General features: G+C 69.2%; 26 protein-coding genes. 15 read left to right on the top strand and 11 right to left on the bottom strand.

Annotated features, from left to right (window positions below; all coding sequences use genetic code 11):
• Positions 1-23: 23 nt before the first annotated feature.
• The gene (locus tag RWQ91_RS03070; RefSeq protein ID WP_314502553.1) at positions 24-1,451 is read right to left on the bottom strand and encodes a ferredoxin reductase family protein; all 1,428 of its coding nucleotides are present in this window, start codon (positions 1,449-1,451) and stop codon (positions 24-26) included.
• A gap of 118 nt (positions 1,452-1,569) precedes the next feature.
• Here RWQ91_RS03070 and mmuM point away from each other — a divergent pair, with 118 nt between their 5' ends.
• The 3 genes from mmuM (at position 1,570) to RWQ91_RS03055 (ending at position 3,553) form a co-directional block, all read left to right on the top strand.
• Positions 1,570-2,475, top strand: a complete 906-nt coding sequence (mmuM, locus tag RWQ91_RS03065) for a homocysteine S-methyltransferase (RefSeq protein ID WP_314502552.1) — start codon at positions 1,570-1,572, stop codon at positions 2,473-2,475.
• Between the two features lie 77 nt (positions 2,476-2,552).
• A complete protein-coding gene (locus tag RWQ91_RS03060) occupies positions 2,553-3,194 on the top strand; it encodes an NAD(P)H-binding protein (RefSeq protein WP_314502551.1) in 642 nt (213 codons plus the stop codon).
• Positions 3,191-3,553, top strand: a complete 363-nt coding sequence (locus RWQ91_RS03055) for a TraR/DksA family transcriptional regulator (protein ID WP_314502550.1) — start codon at positions 3,191-3,193, stop codon at positions 3,551-3,553. The genes RWQ91_RS03060 and RWQ91_RS03055 overlap by 4 nt, the downstream gene beginning before the upstream one ends.
• On the opposite strand, the gene RWQ91_RS03050 is transcribed toward RWQ91_RS03055, so the two are convergent.
• The 3 genes from RWQ91_RS03050 to RWQ91_RS03040 are packed head-to-tail and all read right to left on the bottom strand — an operon-like array spanning position 3,540 to position 4,884.
• Complete coding sequence (locus tag RWQ91_RS03050; RefSeq protein WP_314502549.1) at positions 3,540-3,752, bottom strand: DUF1653 domain-containing protein; 213 nt, start codon at positions 3,750-3,752, stop codon at positions 3,540-3,542. The two genes, RWQ91_RS03055 and RWQ91_RS03050, sit on opposite strands and share 14 nt — an antisense overlap.
• Positions 3,749-4,141: a DUF1801 domain-containing protein gene (locus RWQ91_RS03045; RefSeq protein ID WP_314502548.1), complete on the bottom strand. Its 393-nt coding sequence runs from the start codon at positions 4,139-4,141 to the stop codon at positions 3,749-3,751. Before RWQ91_RS03045 ends, RWQ91_RS03050 begins: the two co-directional genes overlap by 4 nt.
• 23 nt (positions 4,142-4,164) lie before the next feature.
• Positions 4,165-4,884, bottom strand: a complete 720-nt coding sequence (locus RWQ91_RS03040) for an SGNH/GDSL hydrolase family protein (protein ID WP_314502547.1) — start codon at positions 4,882-4,884, stop codon at positions 4,165-4,167.
• Positions 4,885-5,440: 556 nt separating this feature from the next.
• Between RWQ91_RS03040 and RWQ91_RS03035 the strand changes: the two genes are divergently transcribed.
• From RWQ91_RS03035 to RWQ91_RS03025, 3 genes are read left to right on the top strand one after another with little or no spacing between them, the layout of a single operon-like run.
• Entirely contained in the window at positions 5,441-6,181 is a 741-nt protein-coding gene (locus tag RWQ91_RS03035) for a sulfurtransferase (RefSeq protein WP_314502546.1), read from the top strand.
• Positions 6,178-6,576: a DUF3054 domain-containing protein gene (locus RWQ91_RS03030; RefSeq protein ID WP_314502545.1), complete on the top strand. Its 399-nt coding sequence runs from the start codon at positions 6,178-6,180 to the stop codon at positions 6,574-6,576. Before RWQ91_RS03035 ends, RWQ91_RS03030 begins: the two co-directional genes overlap by 4 nt.
• The gene (locus tag RWQ91_RS03025; protein WP_314502544.1) at positions 6,573-7,199 is read left to right on the top strand and encodes a GyrI-like domain-containing protein; all 627 of its coding nucleotides are present in this window, start codon (positions 6,573-6,575) and stop codon (positions 7,197-7,199) included. Before RWQ91_RS03030 ends, RWQ91_RS03025 begins: the two co-directional genes overlap by 4 nt.
• Here the strand turns inward: RWQ91_RS03025 and RWQ91_RS03020 are convergent.
• Positions 7,186-7,683, bottom strand: a complete 498-nt coding sequence (locus tag RWQ91_RS03020; protein ID WP_314502543.1) for a DUF4188 domain-containing protein — start codon at positions 7,681-7,683, stop codon at positions 7,186-7,188. The genes RWQ91_RS03025 and RWQ91_RS03020 overlap by 14 nt on opposite strands.
• Positions 7,684-7,749: 66 nt before the next feature.
• Between RWQ91_RS03020 and RWQ91_RS03015 the strand changes: the two genes are divergently transcribed.
• From RWQ91_RS03015 to RWQ91_RS03005, 3 genes are all read left to right on the top strand, one after another.
• Positions 7,750-8,361: a MerR family transcriptional regulator gene (locus tag RWQ91_RS03015; protein ID WP_314502542.1), complete on the top strand. Its 612-nt coding sequence runs from the start codon at positions 7,750-7,752 to the stop codon at positions 8,359-8,361.
• 116 nt (positions 8,362-8,477) lie between these two features.
• Entirely contained in the window at positions 8,478-9,080 is a 603-nt protein-coding gene (locus RWQ91_RS03010; protein ID WP_314502541.1) for a PadR family transcriptional regulator, read from the top strand.
• Between the two features lie 67 nt (positions 9,081-9,147).
• On the top strand, positions 9,148-10,839 hold the full coding sequence (locus RWQ91_RS03005) for an AarF/UbiB family protein (protein ID WP_314502540.1): 1,692 nt from the start codon (positions 9,148-9,150) through the stop codon (positions 10,837-10,839).
• Here RWQ91_RS03005 and RWQ91_RS03000 read toward each other — a convergent pair whose 3' ends face one another.
• The 4 genes from RWQ91_RS03000 to RWQ91_RS02985 all read right to left on the bottom strand — a co-directional run bounded on the left by RWQ91_RS03000 (position 10,840) and on the right by RWQ91_RS02985 (position 13,890).
• Positions 10,840-11,757, bottom strand: a complete 918-nt coding sequence (locus RWQ91_RS03000) for a hypothetical protein (RefSeq protein ID WP_314502539.1) — start codon at positions 11,755-11,757, stop codon at positions 10,840-10,842. It lies immediately after the preceding gene.
• Positions 11,754-12,296: a hypothetical protein gene (locus RWQ91_RS02995; RefSeq protein ID WP_314502538.1), complete on the bottom strand. Its 543-nt coding sequence runs from the start codon at positions 12,294-12,296 to the stop codon at positions 11,754-11,756. Before RWQ91_RS02995 ends, RWQ91_RS03000 begins: the two co-directional genes overlap by 4 nt.
• 107 nt (positions 12,297-12,403) lie before the next feature.
• Complete coding sequence (locus RWQ91_RS02990; protein ID WP_314502537.1) at positions 12,404-13,423, bottom strand: lytic transglycosylase domain-containing protein; 1,020 nt, start codon at positions 13,421-13,423, stop codon at positions 12,404-12,406.
• A 263-nt stretch (positions 13,424-13,686) separates the two neighbouring features.
• Entirely contained in the window at positions 13,687-13,890 is a 204-nt protein-coding gene (locus RWQ91_RS02985) for a cold-shock protein (protein ID WP_292828951.1), read from the bottom strand.
• A gap of 541 nt (positions 13,891-14,431) precedes the next feature.
• Between RWQ91_RS02985 and RWQ91_RS02980 the strand changes: the two genes are divergently transcribed.
• Positions 14,432-14,785: a DUF2200 domain-containing protein gene (locus RWQ91_RS02980; protein WP_314502536.1), complete on the top strand. Its 354-nt coding sequence runs from the start codon at positions 14,432-14,434 to the stop codon at positions 14,783-14,785.
• On the opposite strand, the gene RWQ91_RS02975 is transcribed toward RWQ91_RS02980, so the two are convergent.
• Positions 14,707-15,300: a DUF1697 domain-containing protein gene (locus tag RWQ91_RS02975; protein WP_314502535.1), complete on the bottom strand. Its 594-nt coding sequence runs from the start codon at positions 15,298-15,300 to the stop codon at positions 14,707-14,709. The genes RWQ91_RS02980 and RWQ91_RS02975 overlap by 79 nt on opposite strands.
• A gap of 109 nt (positions 15,301-15,409) precedes the next feature.
• On the opposite strand from RWQ91_RS02975, the gene RWQ91_RS02970 reads away from it, so the two are divergent.
• The 5 genes from RWQ91_RS02970 to RWQ91_RS02950 all read left to right on the top strand — a co-directional run bounded on the left by RWQ91_RS02970 (position 15,410) and on the right by RWQ91_RS02950 (position 20,434).
• A complete protein-coding gene (locus RWQ91_RS02970) occupies positions 15,410-16,162 on the top strand; it encodes a CoA pyrophosphatase (RefSeq protein ID WP_314502534.1) in 753 nt (250 codons plus the stop codon).
• 3 nt (positions 16,163-16,165) lie between these two features.
• The gene (locus RWQ91_RS02965; RefSeq protein WP_314502533.1) at positions 16,166-17,620 is read left to right on the top strand and encodes a cryptochrome/photolyase family protein; all 1,455 of its coding nucleotides are present in this window, start codon (positions 16,166-16,168) and stop codon (positions 17,618-17,620) included.
• Between the two features lie 28 nt (positions 17,621-17,648).
• Entirely contained in the window at positions 17,649-19,007 is a 1,359-nt protein-coding gene (locus RWQ91_RS02960; protein WP_314502532.1) for a DUF222 domain-containing protein, read from the top strand.
• A 22-nt stretch (positions 19,008-19,029) separates the two neighbouring features.
• Positions 19,030-19,698: a hypothetical protein gene (locus tag RWQ91_RS02955; RefSeq protein ID WP_314502530.1), complete on the top strand. Its 669-nt coding sequence runs from the start codon at positions 19,030-19,032 to the stop codon at positions 19,696-19,698.
• A 187-nt stretch (positions 19,699-19,885) separates the two neighbouring features.
• Entirely contained in the window at positions 19,886-20,434 is a 549-nt protein-coding gene (locus tag RWQ91_RS02950; RefSeq protein ID WP_314502529.1) for a bifunctional nuclease family protein, read from the top strand.
• 27 nt (positions 20,435-20,461) lie between these two features.
• Here RWQ91_RS02950 and RWQ91_RS02945 read toward each other — a convergent pair whose 3' ends face one another.
• Positions 20,462-21,172: an MBL fold metallo-hydrolase gene (locus tag RWQ91_RS02945; protein ID WP_314502528.1), complete on the bottom strand. Its 711-nt coding sequence runs from the start codon at positions 21,170-21,172 to the stop codon at positions 20,462-20,464.
• Positions 21,173-21,217: the final 45 nt, after the last annotated feature.

Here is a 21,217-nt window from a genome sequence, read left to right as displayed (position 1 = left end):
CTGCTCCTGGATGCCGGCCGAGCTCAGATGGTGAATGCTTCGGAGTGGATGCGGTCGGTCGCGACGCCGGCACGCCGGAGGTCCCCGATGACCGAGGCCATCCACGGCACGGGGCCGCAGACGAAGACGTCATAGGCCTCGAGATCGGGCGCGAGGTAGCGGATCAGGTCCGGCCCCCGCCATGCGCCGTGACCGGCGGAGAGCCACGACGAGGGGCCGGGATTGCGGGGGCCGGACAGGGGCGCGTGCACCATGCCGCGGTGGGCGACCAGGTTGCGGATCGCGTCCCGGCGCAGCGCGTCGCCGTCGGTGTGGTCGCGCGTCACCAGGGTGGCGGCGCCCGGAGCGTAGGGCTGTTCTTCGAGCAGCGACACGAGCGGCGCGACCCCGGCGCCGGCGCCGATCATCAGCAGCTTGGTTCCTTTTCGGACATCGCCCGTCATGTGGCCGTACGGGCCCTCGATCAGCACCTTCGTGCCGGGGCGCAGCCGGGTGAGTCGCTGGGTGCCGTCGCCGCTGATCCGCGCCGAGATCGACAGCCCGGGCGAACCCGGAACGCCGGAGAGCGAGAAGGGGTGACCGCGGGTCCAGCCGGCTCCGTCCAGGAACCGCCAGATGAAGAACTGGCCGGCCCGTGCGCCGAGCTGGGGGATCGCCCTCCCCGTCATCAGAACGGTGACCCCGCTGTCTCCGTCGCGCTGGACGGACGAGACGCGGATGCCGTGGCGTGCCGAGCGGACGAGGGGAACGCCGATGCGGAAGATGAGGACGGATGCCGCCGCCGCGCCCCACAGCGTCCACCAATAGAGGGTCGCCGGCGGAGAGGACAGGAAATCCGCACCGGTCCACAGCTGATGGGGAAGGGCCAGGCCCACACCGAGGTACGCGTACAGGTGCAGCAGGTGCCAGGACTCGTACCGCAGCTTTCGGCGGGCGCGGCGGATGGAGGTCGCGACCACGAGCAGGATGAAGCCGGTGCCGACTGTGGCCAGCAGCATGCCGGGGTAGTCCCAGACGAACTCCCACAGCTGGACGAGCGGGTTGATCGCCGCGGTGGCCGCATACCCCAGGACCAGCAGTGCGATGTGCGCGCCCATCAGCCAGAAAGACCAGAATCCGACGAAGCGATGCATCCTGGTCATCGAATCCCGCCCGAAGCCCTTCTCGAACAGGGGGATCCGCGCCATGAGCAGCACCTGATACAGCAGCAGGTTCGCCGAGACGAGGCCCGTGAGGCGGCCCAGGGCTGTGAGGGTCTCGGCGTTGAATCCCAGGGCTGCGGTGATCCCACCCCCGATGACCCACAGGGCCACGACGAACAGGCTCGTCAGCCAGATCACGGCGGTCGCGGCGGCGTGCCAGATCGCGGTGCGCGGTGTGCGGTGCACGGCGGCCCTCGCGGGCATGGCCGTTGCACCGACGGGCCGGGTGCGCGGTGCGAGAGTGGTCATGACCTCATCGTGGAGCGCCGATTCTGAGGTCACGCTAAGAATCGGCCCCTCACATTCAGCTCATAGGCAATGCGTAGCGCGCACCGGGGTGGGGCTCGCGCCTGCCTAGACTGACGCGGTGAGCTCCTTCGCCGATGCCCTCGCCGACGGTCCGGTCGTCCTGGACGGCGGCCTCGGCTCACTGCTGGAGGCACACGGCCGCGACCTCTCGTCCTCCCTGTGGTCGGCCCGGCTCCTCCTCGACGAGCCGGATGCCATCCGGCGCGCTCACGCCGAGTACTTCGCCGCTGGAGCACGGGTCGCGATCAGCTCGTCGTATCAGGTCAGCTACGCCGCACTGGAAGAGGCGGGTGTCGATCGCAGCGGTACCGACGATCTGCTGGTGCGCAGCGTGGAGCTCGCCCGGCAGGCCCGAGCCGACAGCGGGCTCACTCCCGAAGAGGCCTGGGTGGCGGCATCCGTGGGCCCGTACGGCGCGTCCCTCGCCGACGGGAGCGAGTACACCGGCGATTACGGCCTCGATGTGACTCAGCTGCGCGAATGGCACCGGCCGCGGCTGCACGCGCTGGTGGCAGCCGAACCCGACGCCATCGCCATCGAGACCGTCCCGTCGCTGGCCGAACTCGAAGCGCTGTGCACCGAACTGGTCGACGTGGGTGTTCCGGCATGGGTGAGCGTGACGGTGGCCGACGGTCGCCTGCGTTCGGGCGAGTCGCTCGCCGAGGCATTCGCCCTGGCCGCCGCCCTGCCCGAGGTGGTCGCCATCGGCGTCAACTGCTGCGACACGGCCGAGGTGGGCGCCGCCCTCACCGCCCTGGGTGGGCGGCGCCCCGGAGTCGCCTATCCGAACAGCGGCGAGATGTGGCACGCCGGTGCGCGGACGTGGTCGGGAGAGGCATCCGCCATTGCGGCCTCCGCCGGCGGGTGGGTCGACGGAGGTGCACGCCTGGTCGGCGGCTGCTGCCGGGTCGGTCCGGACCAGATCAACCAGATCGCCCGAGCGCTCGCCGGGCGAGCGCAGTAGCTTCGCTTGTCGCGTACTCCTGACCGGCCGTCGGGCCCGGCGCGTAGCGTTGAGGGCAATCGAGCACGGAGGCACACATGTCACGGATCCTGATCATCGGCGGTCACGGCAAGGTCGCGCTGCTGCTGGCCCCCCTGCTCGTCGGGCGCGGCGACGAGGTCGCGAGCGTGATCCGCAATGCCGCGCACGGACCCGATGTCGAGCAGACGGGAGCGGCGCCGGTCATCGCCGATGTCGAGCAGCTGTCGGTCGATCAGCTGGCCGAACTCGTGACCGGCTACGACGCGGTCGTCTGGTCGGCAGGAGCGGGCGGCGGCAGCCCGGAGCGCACGTACGCCGTCGATCGCGACGCTGCCATCCGGTCGATGGATGCTGCGGCATCGGCGGGCGTGACGCGCTACGTGATGGTCTCGTACTTCGGAGCGCGCAGAGATCACGAAGTCCCGGCCGAGAACTCCTTCTTCGCGTACGCGGAGGCCAAAGCCGCGGCCGACGCTCACCTGCGCTCGAGCGCCCTGTCGTGGACGGTGCTGGGCCCGAGTGCGCTGACGCTCGGCGCGCCGACCGGGCGGATCGACGTCGATGCGGCCGAGTCCGGTTCGGTCAGCCGCGCCGACGTCGCGGCGGTGGTGGCAGCGACGCTGCACGAGCCAGCGACGATCGGCCGCACGATCCGATTCAACGGCGGCGAGGTGCCGATCGCCGAGGCGATCGCGTGAGTTCCGCCGACGTCACGAGGGTCATCGATGACCGCCGTCGCGAGGCGGCGGCGCGTCTGGTCGCGATCGAGGCCCAGTTGAGCGGCATCCGCGTCGCCCGCAGCGACGCGAACGATGACGACGAGCACGACCCGGAGGGCTCGACCCTGTCGACCGAGTGGTCGCGCGCCGAGGGGCAGCGGGCAGACGCCGAGCGTGAGTTGGCAGAGCTCGATGCGGCTCGGGATCGGATCGCGGACGGCACGTACGGCGCGTGCGCCTCGTGCGGTGCCCCGATTCCGAGCGGACGCCTCCTGCTGCTTCCGGCCGCGACGCTGTGCGTGCCGTGCGCGGAACGATCGGCCCTCAGTCGGTCCTGACGAATCTGGGTCCGGCGTAGCCGTCCCGTTCCACGTGCTCGTCCCACAGGGAACGCGGTCGCACCCAGAGCCCGCCCTCGCCGTAGAGCGCGCGGTAGACCACGAACTCCTCCTCGGTCTCGGTGTGGCGGGCCGTCCCGATCACCTCGTAGAGCCGACCCTTGAAGTGCCGGTAGCGCCCGGGCTCGATCGGACTCACGACGTCAGCCGCTGCGTCTGAGCGATCCACTGAGTCAGGATCACGACCAGCGCCGGCTCGTTGCGACGGACGTCGTCCGCGTCGGCGAAGACGGCGACCGCTCGGTCGGCATCCCTCCAGTCCAGCAGCTTTTCCGGGTCGTCGATGACGACGGCGCGGGGCGGTCCCTTCCGCCGCAACCCCGTGTGCAGCACGAGGCGGATCCCGCCCGCCTTCAGCAGTCCGGTGGTCGCGAAGTGGTCATCGATCGTGAAGCTCGGAGCATTCCACTTGATCTCGGCGCGAACGCGCGGGTCGCTGTCCGCGACGATGCGGCACAGCTCGGCCAGCGCAGCTCTGGCGGCCTCCGGTGTCCGATCGAGGTACGCACTGACGACTTCTGAACTCACCCTTCGGAGTGTAGGGCGAGGACTCACTTGTACGGGTTGGCCGCCCAGGTGATCGTGGCGAGCACGCGCTGACCCTCGACGCTCGGATGGAAGTAATCAGCGGTGGAGATGTGCGTCGAAGTGAACTGGTAGTTCGCCACCGCGTTGTTGTCGAACGTGCAGCGGCCCGCGAATTTGGCACATTCCTCTTGCAGGATCGTGTTGTAGGCGGTCACGCGCGCCTGAACCGTTTGGCGGCGATTCTCATCGGTGCTGTTGGTACTGGTCGGGTTTGCCAGCATCGATTGGCAGATTTTCGCCGTTGCCCAGATGAAGCGGGCACCGAACTTGCCCTTGGAGAGCGACCACATGCGATACAGATTCGGGATGCTGGCCACGAACACCTTGCTGTCGGTCTTCGCAGCGAGGAACTGCGTCAACGCCGCGGCGATGCGCGTCCGGTAGACCCCGGTATCCGTCATTCCCGCGACCGTCGGCGTGCACGCGTCGTTTGCCCCGATCTCAACCGTCAGATAATCGGCACTGGCGGCGACCGCGGAGGTCACCTGGACAGTGAGGTTTCCCGAGTTCGCCCCGACTTGAGCGACATTCACACCCGTGATCGTCGTCGCGGATGCGCTCTGCAGCCGCTGCTTCAGGGAATTGAGTGTTGAGGCGGTCCCGGTCGACCAGCTGTATTGCGGGAACGAGCCGTACCCCGCTGAGTTGTAGGCGAGCGTGATCGAATCGCCTGCCGCTGCCATCACCCGCGGATAGGCGACCGCGGCTGTGATCAATGCCCTGGCGCCCGGTGCGGGTGCCGGCTCCGATGGCGCCGGCGCAGGCTGAGACGGCGCGGGTGCAGGGTCCGACGGTGCCGGGGCAGGCTGCGAGGGTGCGGGCGATGGTGTCGTCGGCGTCGGTGCGGGCTCCGACGGCGCTGGGGCGGGCTCGCTGGGTGCGGGGGCGGGCTCGCTGGGGGCCGGGGCCGGATCGCTGGGAGCCGGGGCCGGCTCGCTGGGGGATGGGTCCGGTGTCGGGCTTGCGGTCGGGCTCGGCTTGCCCTTGTCAGGCGGTGGTGCCGCCATCGCCGGCGCGGCGATCGCCGTGGTGGCGATGACCGCCAGAAGGGCCACCGTCGAGATGGCGAGGGTGAGACGAGGGCGGCGCGAGGGCATGACGACTCCGTTCGGGTACTTCGTCGGAAACGCCGGCGCGCCCCAACGGGCCGGCGATTCTGGCGCTCACCCTAGACCCGCTGTGGTCGCCGGTCAATGCATGTGCAGGCGCACCGTTCCGCGTTGCACGTACGCTGGTGCGGTGCCTTCCGTCCTCAACGTATCGGCGTACCTGTTCACACGCCTCGACGACCCGCACGCTCTGCGCGGTGTCGTCCGAGAACGAGCGGGCCGTGCGGGATTGAAAGGGACGATCCTGCTCGCCGAAGAGGGGATCAACCTCTTTCTCGCCGGCGATGAGACGCGGCTTCGCGGCTTCCTCGCCGAACTGCGCGAGGACCCGCGCTTCGACGCCCTCACGGCCAAGGAGAGCTGGTCGGAGCGGCAGCCGTTCGGCCGGATGCTCGTGAAGGTCAAGCGCGAGATCATCCGCATGGACCACCCGACGATCCGCCCCGCTGCCGGTCGGGCGCCGGCCGTGGCGCCCGCGACGCTGCGGCGCTGGATCGACGACGGCCGCGACGATGACGGTCGCGATCTCGTGCTGCTGGACACCCGCAACGCATTCGAGGTCGGCTACGGTTCCTTCGCGAACGCGATCGACTGGCGCATCGACCGCTTCAGCCGCTTTCCGGACGCCGTGGCCGCCCACCGCGCCGACCTCGAGGGAAAGACCGTCGTCACCTACTGCACGGGCGGCATCCGCTGCGAGAAGGCCGCCCTCTATCTGCGGGAACAGGGCATCGAGGCCCTGCAGCTCGAGGGCGGGATCCTCGGGTACTTCGACGCGGTCGGCGGTGAGCACTGGACCGGTGAGTGCTTCGTCTTCGACGAGCGTGAGGCGCTGACCCCGCACATCGCTCCCTCGGCGACACTCGGATGACCGCCGGCTCATCCATCACTCGGCCGGGCACGCGGGCGATCCTCCTCGCGCTCGTGCTCGATGTCGTCCTCGTGATCGCATTCGCCGCGCTGGGCCGCGCAAGCCACGATTCCGACGTCCTCGGCGGACTCTGGCGCACCGCTTGGCCGTTCCTGGCCGGACTCGCCGTCGGGTGGCTGGTCACCCGGGCATGGCGTGCTCCGGCTGCTCCGCTGCGGACGGGCGTGGGCGTGTGGGCCGCGACCGTGATCGGCGGGATGCTGCTGCGGGCGGCATCCGGACAGGGGATCGCGGTGCCCTTCATCATCGTCGCGACGCTTGCGCTGCTGCTCGGTCTGGTCGGCTGGCGGCTCATCGCCGCGCAGGTCGCGCGCGGGCGGCGCGGGTCGCGATGAAGATCGACCTCAAGAAGGAGCTGCCGGGGTATCGGGCTGCGACCGGCTCCTGGGACATGATCGACGTGCCGCCGCTGCGCTATCTGATGATCGACGGACACGGTGATCCGAACACTCCGGTCTACGCGGAGGCCGTCGAGACGCTGTACTCGGTGGCCTATCCGCTGAAGTTCATGAGCAAGAAGGAAATGGACAGGGACTACGTCGTGATGCCCCTCGAGGCCCTCTGGTGGGCGGAGGACATGACGAGCTTCACCTACCGCCGCGACAAGTCCCAGTGGGACTGGACCGCCATGATCCTGACGCCCGACTGGATCACCGATGACCACTACGCGCGTGCCGCTGCGGCGTCGCAGGGTCCGATGGTGCACCGGCTCCGACTCGAGACGCTTCACGAAGGCCCGTGTCTGCAGCTGCTGCACGTGGGTTCCTACGATGACGAGGGTCCGGCGCTGGACCGACTGCATCGCGAGGTCATCCCGTCCCGGAGCCTGCGCATGACCGGGCGTCATCACGAGATCTACCTCAGCGACCCGCGCCGGGCCGACCCCGCCAAGCTGCGGACCATCCTGCGCCAGCCGGTGGAGAGGGTGGAGGGGTTCGAGGAGCCTAGCCCGTCGTGACAGCAGCCGTCCTGCCGTCGACGAATCGAGCCGGAGCCCGATCATGCTTTCGGGCGATCGGGACGAGCCGGGTGGCCTTGGGCAGGCCCATCGGCTTCGTCGACACGTACACGCTCTCGGCACGCTCCACGAGGAACGTCTCGTGCCAGATGCCCACGGCGCCCGGTGCCTTGCGCGCCGCCCTGTTGAAGCGTGACCACGCCGGGCGGTGCTGCTGCGCCGGTTCGGATGCGTAGGCGTAGAGCTTGTCGATCGAGGACCAGTACTGCACAACATACGGACCCCCGGACCCGAGCAGCAGTTCGTAGCCGAGGAAGCCGGATTCCGGCTCCACGCTGAGCTCGCGCAGCATCGCGGGCATGGCGCGGAAGACCGGCATCCAGACATCGGGCCGCCACCACTTGTTGATCTGCATGCCGATGTGGAAGACGACCAGTTCGCCGTCGTAGCTGTGGGTGTTGCGACCGGCGATGACTCTGCTCATGACGACTCCTAGATAGTAGTGCTATCCATATTGGATAGCACTACTATCGAAGTCAAGGGGTGAGGCATGAGGATCTCGGAATTGGCGGAGCGCACCGGCGTCGCGGTGCCGACGATCAAGTACTACCTGCGTGAGGGTCTTCTTGCGGAGGGCGAGCGCAGCTCACCCACGCAGGCGTCATACGACGACCGGCACGTCCAGCGGTTGCGGGTGGTGCGCGCCCTGATCGAATCCGGCGTGTCCATCGCGGAGACCCGCAAGGTGCTGACGGCGCTCGATGACCCTCCGGCCGCCGCGCATGACCTTCTGGGCGCTGCCCACGCTGCGGTGACCCCGGCCGCCGACGACCTGCTGGACCTGTCCGACGCCGAGCGGCTGGTGGCGGGACTCGGATGGCGGCCGGGCTTGTGCGACGATCACGTGCTCGCCGGCGTCGCGCGCGCACTGCACCGCATCGAGCGGGCCGGCTTCGAGGTTCCAGCCGAGGTGATGCCCGTGTACCTGGATTCGATCCGTCGCCTCGCCGACGCCGAGATCGCCTGCGTACCGACCGAGTCTGTCGAGGCCGCAGTCCGCTACGTGGTGCTGGGCTCGGTGATCGTGGAACCGCTGCTGCTGGCGCTGCGGCGGGTGGCTGAGCAGGTCGCGTCCGCCGAGCGGTTCAGCACGTCGGCCTGACGGTCCGTCCGCGGGCTGAACCTGAAAGCATCCCCATAACCCGCGCCGGCCGCATCTGAACGATATATCGTTGAGTATCGCTGAGCCGACCGGGCAACGGCGCGAAGGAGGTCATCATGAGCGGTTCGAACATGGGCGATTGGTTCGGCGGCAATGCCGGCGGGAGCACGCGAGGCTCCGGTCAGGGCTGGCCGATGACAGGTCTGTGGGAGGCGATGGAGCAGCTGCGCGGCCAGTTCGAGCAGCGCGTCGGCGGGGGCGCCGGCACCCGCATGGGTAAGGGAGATGTGCGCACGGCGGTGCTCGGGCTCCTTGCCGAGAAGCCCATGCACGGGTACCAGATCATCCAGCAGATCGAGGAGCGCAGCGGCGGAAGCTGGAAGCCGAGTCCCGGGTCGGTGTACCCGACGCTCCAGCTGCTGGCCGATGAGGGTCTGATCAAGGCCGAGGAGGCCGGTGGCCGGAAGACCTACTCGCTGACCCCCGAAGGCCGTGAAGTGGCGGACGCCGCGGCCGAGAAGTCGGCGCCGTGGGAGAGCTCGAGCTCGAGGGAGGGCGGACGCAGCGGCCGAGCGAGCGCGCTGCCCAAGGCGGGCATCGATCTCGCCCAGGCCGTGGCGCAGGTCGGGCGCTCGGGAAGCCCCGAGCAGGTCAAGGAGGCGATCGCGGTGCTGGATGACGCGCGCCGTAAGATCTTCTCGATCCTCGCCCAGGACTGATCCTCGCCAGTTCGCCGCGGTGCGTGCCGCGCGTCGGCCCTGAGTTCCAAGGAATCGTGGAGATTCGATGACCGACGCCGGCAGCATGCGGGCCCGCTATCGCAGGATCACGCGGTTCGCCGCGCTGTACCTCGCCCAGACCTGGTGGTTCGAGCTGTTCCTGCCGCGCATCGGCCTGGCTGCAGTGTCGGCGCGCGGCAGGGGAGCTCGACTGCAGCGCTTCGCGCGGCGGTTCCACGCCCTCGCAGTCGATCTGGGCGGACTGATGATCAAAGTCGGTCAGTTCATGTCGTCCCGCCTCGACGTGCTGCCGCCGGAGATCACCAAGGAGCTCGAGGGGCTGCAGGACGAGGTTCCTCCGGTTCCGTTCGAGGCCATCCGGGCGCTCGCGGAAGCTGAACTCGGTGTGCCCCTGGAGCGGGCGTACACCTTCGTCGATCCGATCCCGCTCGCGGCAGCATCCCTGGGGCAGGCCCATCGCGCCACGCTCTCGGATGACGACGCACTGCAGACCGGTCTGCGCGATGTCGTCATCAAGATCCAGCGGCCGGGGATCGATCAGGTCGTCGATGTCGATCTGCGCGCGCTCCGACGGGTCGGGGACTGGCTGAGCCGCATCCGCCTCGTCTCCGACCGCGTCGACGCGCCCGCTCTCGTCGAGGAGTTCGCCGCGACGAGCCTCGAGGAGATCGACTACCTGAACGAAGCGGCCAACGCCGAGCGGTTCGAGCGGGACTTCGCCGGTGACGGCCGGGTCAGCGTCCCGGCCATCGTCTGGGAGCGCACCACGCGCCGGGTGCTCACGCTGGAGGATGTGACCGCGATCAAGATCAATGACGTGGACGGTCTGCGGGCGGCCGGCATCGACCCGGCCGAGGTGGCGATCGAGTTCGCTTCGGTGATGTTCGACCAGCTCTTCAAGGACGGCTTCTTCCACGCGGATCCCCATCCCGGCAACATCTTCGTCACTCCCCACGAACCTGCGGTCGAGGGCGGACGGGCCTGGCACCTGACGTTCATCGACTTCGGGATGATGGGCGAGGTGCCACCGGGCCTGCGGCGCGGGCTCCGGCGCGTGCTCATCGCCGCGGCCTCCCGGGACGGCAAGGGCATGGTCGACGGCATCCGGGAAGTGGGGGTCCTTCTCCCGTCGGCTGACACCGCCGAGCTGGAACGGGCCATGACCAAGCTGTTCGCGCGGTTCGGCGGGATGGGCTTCGCGGAGCTGCAGGAGGTCGATCCGCGCGAATTCCGCGCCTTCGCGATCGAATTCGGCGACGTCGTGCGGTCCCTGCCGTTCCAGTTTCCCGAGAACTTCCTGCTGATCATCCGGGCCATGTCTCTGGTGTCCGGAAACTGCAGCTCGCTCAACCCGGCGTTCAACATCTGGGACGCCGTCGAACCCTACGCCGGCCAGCTGATCCGCCAGGAGGGGGGCAACGTCGTCCAGGCCTTCGGCAGACAGACCGTGAGCGTCGTCGGCACGGTCGCCCGGCTGCCCCAGCGGCTCGATGACCTGACGACGCGCATCGAACAGGGACGTGTCTCGGTGCAGAACCCCCGTCTCGAGCGGCGCATCGGAAGTCTCGAGCGCACCGCACGCCGGGTCCTCTCGGCGGTGCTGTTCGCAGCGCTCTTCATCGGCGGAGCGATCCTGCGCATCGACGACGCCGTCTTCGGAACCGTGCTGATGGCCGTGTCGGTGCTGCCCCTGCTCCACGCCCTGCTGGCGGGATGGGTCGGCCGCAGGGTTCCGTGATCAGTCGGACGTGGCGGATGCCGGTGCTCGCCGTGGCGCGCGGGTCACGAGCGCTCGCACCCCCAGCCCGACGCCGGCGACGAGAGCGGTCGCGAGGATCGGGCGCAGAGCCAGGTCCGGGGTGAGCAGCGCCGCCTGGAACACCCCGATCGCGTAGTCGATCACGTCGGAGGAGGAACGGACGAGCACCTGATTGCTGAGCGCATTGAACAATGCGGTCGTCACGGCGGGGGCGACCCAGATGAGCACCAGGGCAGCCAGGGCGGCGATGACGCGTCCCGCCGAGTCGATCCCGCTCCACGCGATCGCGATGCCCGTCAGCACCGGTGCGACCCACGGCAGAATCACCGCGGCGGTCGCAGAACCGCTGTCGCCCTGGGCGACCGGTGCGATGAGCTGGCCCATCCACGCGGTCATCCCGATGGCGCCGATCGTGAGACCGATGAGCGCACCGGCGCGCGGCGCTCCGGCGATCAGAACCGTCACGACGAGGCCGACGAGGATCGACAGTCCCGTCCCGGCCACGAGCGCGAACACGTAGACGTTCGATTCGAGGCGGTCCTGCAGCCCGGCGCGCACGGCGCCGACGGTCTGCACCGTCGCGCCCACCTGAACCAGCAGCACCCCGAGAACGAGCAGCACGAGGCCCCATCCGCGGACGCGCAACGCCCGGCCGCCGATACCCGCCGCCGCCGCCCCCACGATCAGCAGCGAGAAGATCAGGATGACGGTGACGAAGCTGAAGGGGAGCAGAGCGAACGGCATGGCCTCGGGCCGGACATCGCGATCCCACAGCAATTGGGCCGGCAGCCGGGCGCCGTACGCGAGCCAGGGCAGCAGACCGAGGATCGCGCCGGCAACGCCGACCGGAAGGGCCACCGTCCACGCCCACCGCCAGGGCTCGCGGGCAGCGCTCACGTGACGTCCCGCAGGCCGACGCGGTCGGGGATCTCGAACGGAAGGTGGGGGAGCCACGAAGCGGGGTCGGGCCATGGGCGCGAAGAGGGAAGATTGCTCAGAAGCCGGCGCAGAGCGGCATCCCGCGGCGTGGTCGGGGCGTGCGAGGTGAGCACCCGTTGCGGAGCCCGGTGTCCGAGCGCACCGCACCACCAGTGTCGCCAGGTGTCGGGGGCCTCTTCCGGTTCGAGGACGATGTAGTAGTCGGGCATGAGAGCCGAGCCTCTGTCGAAGAGCGCGATCGCCGTCTCCACCTCCACCTCCAGGGCTCCGAGTGTCGAGCGCTCCTCGAAGAGCTCGACCCACGCTGCCGCGACGTGCGCGAGCGGATCGGCGTCATGGACCACCCAGGGCGTCGTTGCGGCCGCGATGCGCCGGGTGGCGATCGTCGTCTCGCTTCCGTGCAGGGACAGCACATCCACACCGCGGATGCCGCCCAGACTGGCCAGGGCTTCTTCGGACTGATCGCCGACGATCGCGACGACGGTTGCGGTGCTCATCGTGTGCGCCATGGTCGATCGTACGACCGAACGCCCCGGGATCGGCGGATCCCGGGGCGTTCGCTTCGAAGGTCAGTGCGCGGCGGAAGATCCTCCCGCCGCGGCGATCAGTACCAGCCGACCGACTCGGAGTGGTTCCAGGCGCCGCACGGGTTGCCGTAGCGGCCCGCGATGTAGCCCAGGCCCCAGGAGATCTGGGTCGCTGCATTGGTCTGCCAGTCGGCACCTGCGGTGGCCATCTTGCTGCCCGGGAGGGCCTGCGGGATGCCGTATGCGCCGCTGCCGGAGTTGTACGCCTGCGAGTTCCATCCGGACTCGCGGTCCCACAGTGCGACGAGGCAGCCGAACTGGTCGTCTCCCCAGCCATAGCCGGCCAGCATCCCGCGGGCGATCGCCTGAGCCTCACCCGCACTCGTGCCCGCACCGGCGTAGGCGGGGGAAGGGCTGCTGTTCGACGACGACGACGCCTGGGACGCCTGCTCGGCTTCGGCTTCGGCGGCTGCCGCGGCTGCGGCCGCTTCAGCGGCGGCCTGGGCTGCTGCTGCTTCAGCGGCGGCCTGGGCGGCGGCGGCCTGTGCCGCGGCCTCCTGTTCGGCCTTCAGTGCGATCGCGGCGTCGAGGCGGCCGCGAAGGCCGTTGACGTCCTCGTCCACCGATTCGACGGCAGCCGTCACCTTGGCGCTGAACGCGGACACGAGCGGTGCGGGCAGCAGTGCCGCATCCTCGAGGTGGTCGACGGCCGCTTCGAGGCGATCGGTGTCGACCGTCGTCACCGGTACGCCGACGTCCAGGCCGGACGCCTGGATGTCGGTGGCCACCTTGGCGGCGGAGGCGATCGTCGTCTTGGCGGCGAGCAGCGCCGCCCGCGCATCGCGCGAGGTCCGGTCGCCGCCGACACCGAACGGAGCCGGCTCGAGCGACACGGAGTAGGACGCCAGGGCGAAGGTCTGCGGCGCGCTGACCGCCTGCGCCTGCGCCTGCGACGTCGGCAGGGCGACGCCCGTTCCGGCGGCGGCGACGACGGCCAGTGCGAGACCGGTCGCGATGATGGCGGGGCGTCGGCGAGACCGCCGAGCGGCGGTGCGGAGGGTGCGACGGCCAGGAGTGGGGGACGTGTGAGAGCGCATAAAACCGGTTCCGTATGGGTGTTCCGCGTCCTCGGGCAGGACGCAACGGTGTCCATTCGAAGGACACAAGTCCCCGACTCTTCCTGTCTTTTCTGGACAGATCCGGTGCGTTACCTGAACGTTACATGGGAGCGGCGCGGCGATGAGTGGCTATCACGTGGTCACGACGACCTCCGAAAACGACGAAACGGATGCCGCGACCCGAGGGTCGGCGACATCCGTTCCGCAGTCAGGTGGGCAGTGCCCGCCTTACTCGGAGAAGATCAGAGCGGCCGGATGTTGGCGGCCTGCATGCCCTTCGGGCCACGCTCCGCTTCGAATTCGACCTTCTGGTTCTCGGTGAGCTCCTTGTATCCGCTCGCGGTGATCGCGGTGTAGTGCGCGAACAGGTCGGCTCCACCGTCGTCGGGGGCGATGAATCCAAAGCCCTTTTCGGAGTTGAACCATTTCACGGTGCCAGTGGCCATCGTGTCATTCCTTTTACTTTTCGGGCCGCGTGAGCGACCAGGGGTGCCGCGCCGCAGTGTGCGGAGCGGACGATTGAGGCGCGGGGGACCCGCGGGGGTTCGAGCGGCATGCGTGAGGGATGCCGCGACGGCGGCACGCGCGAGATGCGCGGAGAGGTGCACGCCGAGCTGCTCGCCACGCGCACCGTGTGCTTCGTGGCCGAGCGGTGTGCTCGACACGAAGCCGGCGTACTCGCCGGCGGCCGTCGCGACGAACACGTCGTCGTCGGCGGGACGCCAGTCGAGCGGCTGCCGCGTGTGGGGCATGGGGATGGTGACGGGGGTCAAAAGTGCTTTCAGGGATGCGCGGCGATACAGACGCTCGTGCGCGGGATTCGAAGGGTGGAGGCGGATGTCTCGAAGACGGTCCGAGGCGTCATGGTGTCTGTAGATCCAGTCTCTGCATCTGTGCGGAGGCAGTGGTGACGACGCGTGACCCGATTGGGTACCTCCAGCGTAGCAGGCCTCCCTGTGAAGTTGCGCTCGGAGCTACACTCGCCGCATGCACCGGATCTTCACGACCAGCTTCGCGGCGGTCTACCCGCTCTACGTCGCGAAGGCGGAACGAAAGGGCCGGACCCAGGCGGAAGTGGACGAGGTGATCGAGTGGCTCACGGGCTTCGATGACGCCGAGCTTGCCCAGCACATCGCGGCCGGCACGACATTCGCCGAGTTCTTCGCCGACGCGCGACTGAACCCGAACGCGTCTCTGATCACGGGAACGGTCTGCGGCGTCCGCGTGCAGGACGTCGAGGATCCGCTCATGCAGAAGATCCGCTATCTGGATCTGCTCGTCGACGAGCTGGGGCGCGGAAGACCGATGGCGAAGATCCTCCGAGTCGCTCGATCCGCCTGAGAGAAGCGGTCGATCAGCCGTACGAGGGTCGGGAGCCTCCGCGACGTCGCGCGCGTGCCGCTGACAAGCTCTGCGACCGGCGTCGCGTTGCTCTCACGGTCGACCTCATTCTTCGACACCATCCACCCTGGGCCGGCATCGACGATCTCGCAACGGCGATGCGCCGCCATCCGCGAGACCTGCGGGTCGGCACGGTCGAGAACGCCCCCGCCGTGCAGCGTGAGTTCGCGACGAGCTGCGTCGGGCTGGCCGGCATGCGCTTCCACGATCGCCGTGATGTCGGACAGCGGCATCCAGAATGCGTCGCGTACCACGCCGGATCGTGCCGCAAGCGCCTGCATGGCGTCGTCCACCACGGTCTGCGGATCGTCTGCGGTGAAGACGACAGTGCCGTTGGCTTGGAACGCCACCGCATCGTGAGCGCCCGCGTCGGCGAACGCGTCGAGGATGTCCCGGGTCGAGGGGTGACCGCGCTGACCCTGGTTGACGTTGCGGAGGAACGCGATGTGGCGCACGGCTGAATGCTACGCAGAACAGGCTGGGTCCCGAAGGAACCGGCTTCGACTTCCTCGCCTCGTGCTGTCGGCGAGGCCGGGCGTCGGCGGACCGGCGTAGCCTGAAGGGATGCCCGCCCACCAGCCTCCGCAGAGCGCGCGGGACGAGCTCGTCGGCCTGGCCGACGCGGTGGCTGCCGGTCGCGGAGGACGCGGCTTCGAAGGCTTCGCGGCGCTGCCCGACCCGACCGCCCCGCGCACGTCGGCCGTGCTCATGCTCTTCGGCGTGCTGGACGGATTGCCGAGTGACCATGCCGCGCACGCGCACGCCGTCTCGCGCGACCTCGACGTGCTGCTGCTTGAGCGCGCGTCGACCCTGCGCTCGCATCCGGGGCAGGTCGCCTTTCCCGGAGGCCGCCTGGATCCCGAAGACGATGGCCCCGTCGCGGCCGCGCTTCGCGAGTCGGTCGAGGAGACGGGACTCGATGCGTCGGGCGTCGAGGTGCTGGGTGCGCTCGAGACGGTACCGCTTGCGTTCTCGCAGAACCTCGTGATTCCCGTGCTCGCATGGTGGCGGCATCCATCGCCGGTGCGGGTCGTCGATGTCGCGGAGTCGGCCGCCGTCTTCCGGGCGCCGGTCGCTGATCTGCTCGATCCGGCGAAGCGGGGAGTGACCGTGATCCGGCGCGGCGGGCAGGAGTGGCGCGGGCCCGGCTTCCTGGTGCCGCGTCTCGATGGGCGTGGTAAGCGGGACGGCGATCACCTGGTGTGGGGATTCACCGCGATGCTGCTCGACGGGCTCTTCGATCGCCTCGGCTGGACCGAGCCATGGGACAGCGGCCGCGAGCTGCCGCTGGTGCTCCCCGAAGTCGACGCGCGCTGACCGATGAAGGCCGCCGTCGTGCTGGCGACTCAGCAGTTCGAGCATCATCCGGCCTACACCGACGCGGACATCGACCTGATCGTCTTCGTCGAGTCGGATGCCGCCTTCCGACGGCGCCCGTATCACTCGCACAAGATCGTCCTCCTGCTCTCGGCGATGCGTCACACGGCAGACCGGCTCCGGCACGCCGGTGTGCGGGTGGAGCACGTCGCGCTTGCGGCAGACGTGGGCTTCATGGATGGTCTGCGTGCTCTCGTGCGCGAGCACGCCATCGACGCCCTCGCGTGGATGAGCGCAACCGACCGAGGAATCGACGAACGGCTGCACAGGTTCTGCGCCGCGGAGGGGATGCGCACCCGTGTGTATCCGGACGGTCTGTTCCTCACCCCGGCGCGCGAGGTCGACGAATGGTTCACCGGGCATGCGGGCGCCCGGATGGAGGACTTCTATCGATGGCAGCGGCGGCGCACCGGCATCCTGATGGATGGTCTACGTCCCGCCGGCAACCGCTGGAACTTCGACGCGGACAACCGTGAGCCGCTGCCGCGCGCTGGCGTGGAGGTCCCTTCGCTGCGGATGGTGGCGCCGGACGAGATCACCCGGGCAGTCATCGCCGAGGTGACGGAGCGATTCCCCGCTGCGCCGGGCGATCCCGCCCAGTTCTGGCTGCCGGTGACCCCCGATGCCGCGCGGGCGTGGCTGAAGGAGTTCGTCGCGGATCGACTCGCCCTTTTCGGCAGGTACGAGGACGCCATGGCTGCCGGCGAGCCGTTCCTGTTCCACGGAGTGCTCTCTCCTCTGCTGAACATCGGCCTGCTGAGCGTGGAAGAGGTCGTGGCCGCCGCGCTGGAGGCGGAGGACAGTGTGCCGCTCGCGTCGCTCGAGGGGTTCGTCCGCCAGGTGATCGGCTGGCGGGAGTGCATGCGCGGTGCCTATCGGGCGATGCCGGAGCTGCACGATGCGAATCACTTCGGGCTGTCGCGAGAGCTCGAGGCTTGGTGGTACACCGGGCGCGGCATCCCGGATGATCTGCCGATCCCGGTGCGCACCGTCCTTCAGCGAGTGCACCGCTGGGGCTACGCCCACCACATCGAGCGACTCATGGTGCTCGGCAACTGGTTCCTGCTGCAGGGCTACGCCCCCCGTGCGGTGTACGACTGGTTCTCGGCGCTGTTCGTGGACGCCTACGAGTGGGTGATGGTGCCGAACGTCCAGGGCATGAGCCAATACGCCGACGGAGGTCGTGTCGCCAGCAAGCCGTATGTGTCCGGCGGCGCTTACCTGCAGAAGATGGGCTCCTGGTGGGGCAGCGCAGCCGAGGCTCGCGAGTCGGAGTTCACCAGCGCGTACTGGGAATTCCTCGATGCGCACGAGGATCGTCTGACGGGCAATCCCCGTCTGTCCCTTCCCCTGGCGCAGATGCGCAAGCGACGTGCACCCGCGAGCGAGGAGGGTTGATGTCGTACGTATGTTCTAAAGTAGACGCATGTCGATCGACGCCGATATCCCGCCCGACCCGCAGGGTCCGGACGCGGCGTGGGAGGGCCTGGATCCGCGGGGGGCCGGGTTCGAGGACAGCGAGGCGGTCATGGCGGCGCGTGAGCAAGCCGCTCTGGACGCCCCCGACACCGTAGACCACCTCATCGAGGTCGTGCACATGCAGACGATCTGCGCAGCGCAGGCGCTGCTGCGCGTCAACGAGCTGCGTCACGAGGCGCTCGCGGACGCCGCGCGTCACGGCCGCATCCTGACAGATGTCGTCGAGCGATCCATCCGTCTCGAGATCGCTGCCGCGCTGCGCATCACCGAGAACGCCGCTGGTCGCATGATGACGATGTCGGAGGCGCTCGTTCACCGTTACCCGGCCGTGCTCGACTCGTTCAGCGCCGCACGGATGAGCGAGCGGCATGCCGAGATTCTCGTCGAAACGCTGGATGGCGTCGAGCCGGAGTTCCGTGAGGGTGTGCTGGCGCGCGGCGTGCAACTCGCCGAGTCGGAGCCCCTCGGTGCCTTCCGCCGGCGATTGCGAGCCCTGGTCGAGACCGTCCGCGCGGCGACGCTGGACGACCGACACGAGCAGGCCCTGGATCGACGTCGTGTCGTCCTCGATCCGGGTGACGACGCGATGGCGTGGATCATGCTGTACATCCCCGCCGTCGAAGCGCGTGCCGTGTTCGAACGCGCCACGAGGATGGCGAAAGTTCTCGCCGCCCAAGAGGGCGAGAAGCGAACCCTTGACCAGCTGCGCGCTGATGTCGTGTCGGACCTCCTCATCGAGGGTGACACCTTCTTGCACCCCGCTGAGGCGCGCGGAATCCGTTCGACCGTTGCGGTGACCGTTCCGGCCCTGGCTCTCCTCGAGGAGCAGCTGCGGCCGGGCTCGGCTCCCGCGACCGTCGAAGGCGTCGGGCCGATTCCGCTCCACCGTGCCCGCGAATTGTGCGGTGCGGCCGACGGCTGGATGCGGATCCTCACGCACCCCGAGACGGGGATGGTGCTCTCGGTCGGCCGCGAGCAGTACCGACCTCCGCCTGCGCTGCGAAGACTCGTCAGATGGCGGGCCGACCGGTGCATCGGACCAGGGTGCGGGATGCCGGCCTCCCGCTGCGAGATCGACCATCAGATCGCGTGGGAGCACGGGGGCGACACGTCGCTGAACAACCTGAGCCCGCTCTGCAAGGGGCACCACATCGTGAAACATCACGGCGGGTGGGTCGTCCGCCAGGTAGACGGCGGCGGCGGCGCAATCGAGTGGACATCGCCGACCGGACGGCGATATGTGGTCGAGCCGGAGCGGAGAGTTCCGGTCTTCCGACCGCACGAGGAGGCGGACGCGCCGTTCTGAGGCGCGGGTGTAGTTTCCCCCCATGGCGCGTCGAATGGCGGAACCCGGATACCGCCGGCTGCAGGAGTCGCGGCTCGACGAGCTGCAGATCCTCCCCGTCAATGATCTGGCCACCCGTTTGCAGCGAGGTCGCGCGCCCGACGAGTGGCCGCCGTACGTGTCGGCCGAGCACGACATCACCAAGGCGCGGATCGTCGTCCTGATCCCGCGGCCGGAACCGCGGCCGCGGATGAAGGTCGGCTCCGGCATGTTCTCCTTCGAAGACGATCATCCCTCGGCCGAGCGGATGGCGCTGCTGTATGAGCAGATCGACCTGCAGCCGCGGCACATCATGCCGTGGCACGCGTACCCATGGCGAGACGCCGGTCGCCACACGCACGATCAGCTGGATGCCGGCGCCAAACCGCTTCTCGAACTGATCGGCCTTCTGCCGCGCGTGCGCGCGATCATCGCCCATGGCGAGGAGTCGATGTACGTCGCGGGCCGGCTCTCGTCGCCCGACCTGGCACGGACGGTGCTGCGGGACCGCGGCATCCACGTCTTCGCGGCCCGTTCGACGAGTCCATCGGCATGGTCACCCGACGAGGCGGCGACGGCGGCCGCGCTGCGCACCATGCGGGAGGTGTACCGGCAGGCGATGGTGCACTCCCGACTGCGTCCCGTCGAGGACAACGGGTCGCGCCGGCGCTGAACGCGGACGCGCACCCTGTTGCCACCGCGCGGAGGAAGTCCTCGAACGCGATGCGTGCCCGCCTCCACAGCGACTCGCCGTCGGGCTCGAACACTGTCGTCGACCCTCTGACCGAGTGCGCGACAGCGGACTACGATGCCAATCGCGAGCACTCAGCACTGCGCAGTCCCGACCGGGAGGAGATCAGATGATCCTCGTTCGCGTCGCCGGCGTAGCCCTGGACCCGACCGGACAGCATGTCATCCTGCTGAAGCCGCTCGGCGAGAACCCGGGCGAGGGACGGATCCTGCCGATCTGGATCGGCGCGCAGGAGGCGACATCGATCCTCGTGGCGGTGGAAGGCGCCGAAGTCCCGCGCCCGCTGGCGCATGACCTGATGCGCTCCCTGCTCGACACGGTCGGCGCAAGTGTGACCGGCGTCGCGGTGACGCGCATCGACGAGGGCACCTTCTATGCCGAGGTCGCGCTTTCCACACCCATGGGGGAGCGTCTGGTCGATGCGCGCCCCTCGGATGCGGTCGCCCTGGCGTCGCGGGTGGAGGCGCCCATCTGGGTCGCGGAGGAAGTGATGCAGGACGCCGGAGTGCTCGACACCGTCACGGAGTCGGACGAAGAGGAGGATGAAGCCGAGGACCCGGACGACGAGGTCGTCGTGACCGACGACATCGCCCGCGAGCGCCTCGATGAGTTCAAGAGATTCCTCGATGACGTCGATCCGGACGACTTCCGCGGCTGAGCGGTGCGGAGCAGGGCCGGCCGTCGGTCATCGCGCGGCGCGCACCGCCGCAGCCACATCGGCCGGCCGCCCGCGCCACGGCGCGCCGTGGCCGGGCAGCACCCACGTGGCGTCCAGGCTGCTGAGCCGATCGAGTGATTCCAGCGCGAGCGCGGGTTCGTCGGTGAAGGGGGCGGGCTGCATGCCGACCCTGCCCGTGAGCACATGCCGCGTCGTCAGGCCATCGCCGACGAAGACAGCGTGGACGGCGGGCACCAGCACCGCGATGCTGCCGGGGGAGTGTCCCGGCATTCCGATCACCACCGGAGCACCGGGAAGCGGCAGCACGTCACCGTCGTGAACGGTGACGACTTCGGTGAGGTAGCGCGTGCGCATGCCGCCCTTGCGCAGGGCGTAGGCGAAGAAGCCCGCCGTCGGTCCCAGACGCATCGGACCCATCGCAACCTTGGGCTTGTCGCCGCCCTTCGCGCGATCCGCATCCGCGGCGTGCACGTACACCGGCACGCCGCGCTCGGCGCGCAGCCGCTCGGCGAAGCCCAGGTGGTCGCTGTCGCCGTGCGTCAGCACGATCCCCCGGATGTCCTCGAGCGACCGGTGCATCGCGGCGAGCTCAGCGAGAAGATCCCGGTAGTGCCCCGGGAGCCCCGCGTCGATGACGGTGATCCCCTCGGGGGCTTCGATCAGGTACGCGGCGACGATGTCGTTGCCGATGCGATGCAGGTGCGGGGCGAGTTGCATGGCTGACTCCTCGGTCAGGTGATGATGGCTATGCTACGTAGCCAT

This window comes from uncultured Microbacterium sp. (assembly GCF_963524805.1).
Lineage (GTDB): Bacteria > Actinomycetota > Actinomycetes > Actinomycetales > Microbacteriaceae > Microbacterium.
The sequence above is the reverse complement of the archived record's forward strand: the minus strand, read 5'-3'. Positions and strand labels throughout refer to the sequence as shown.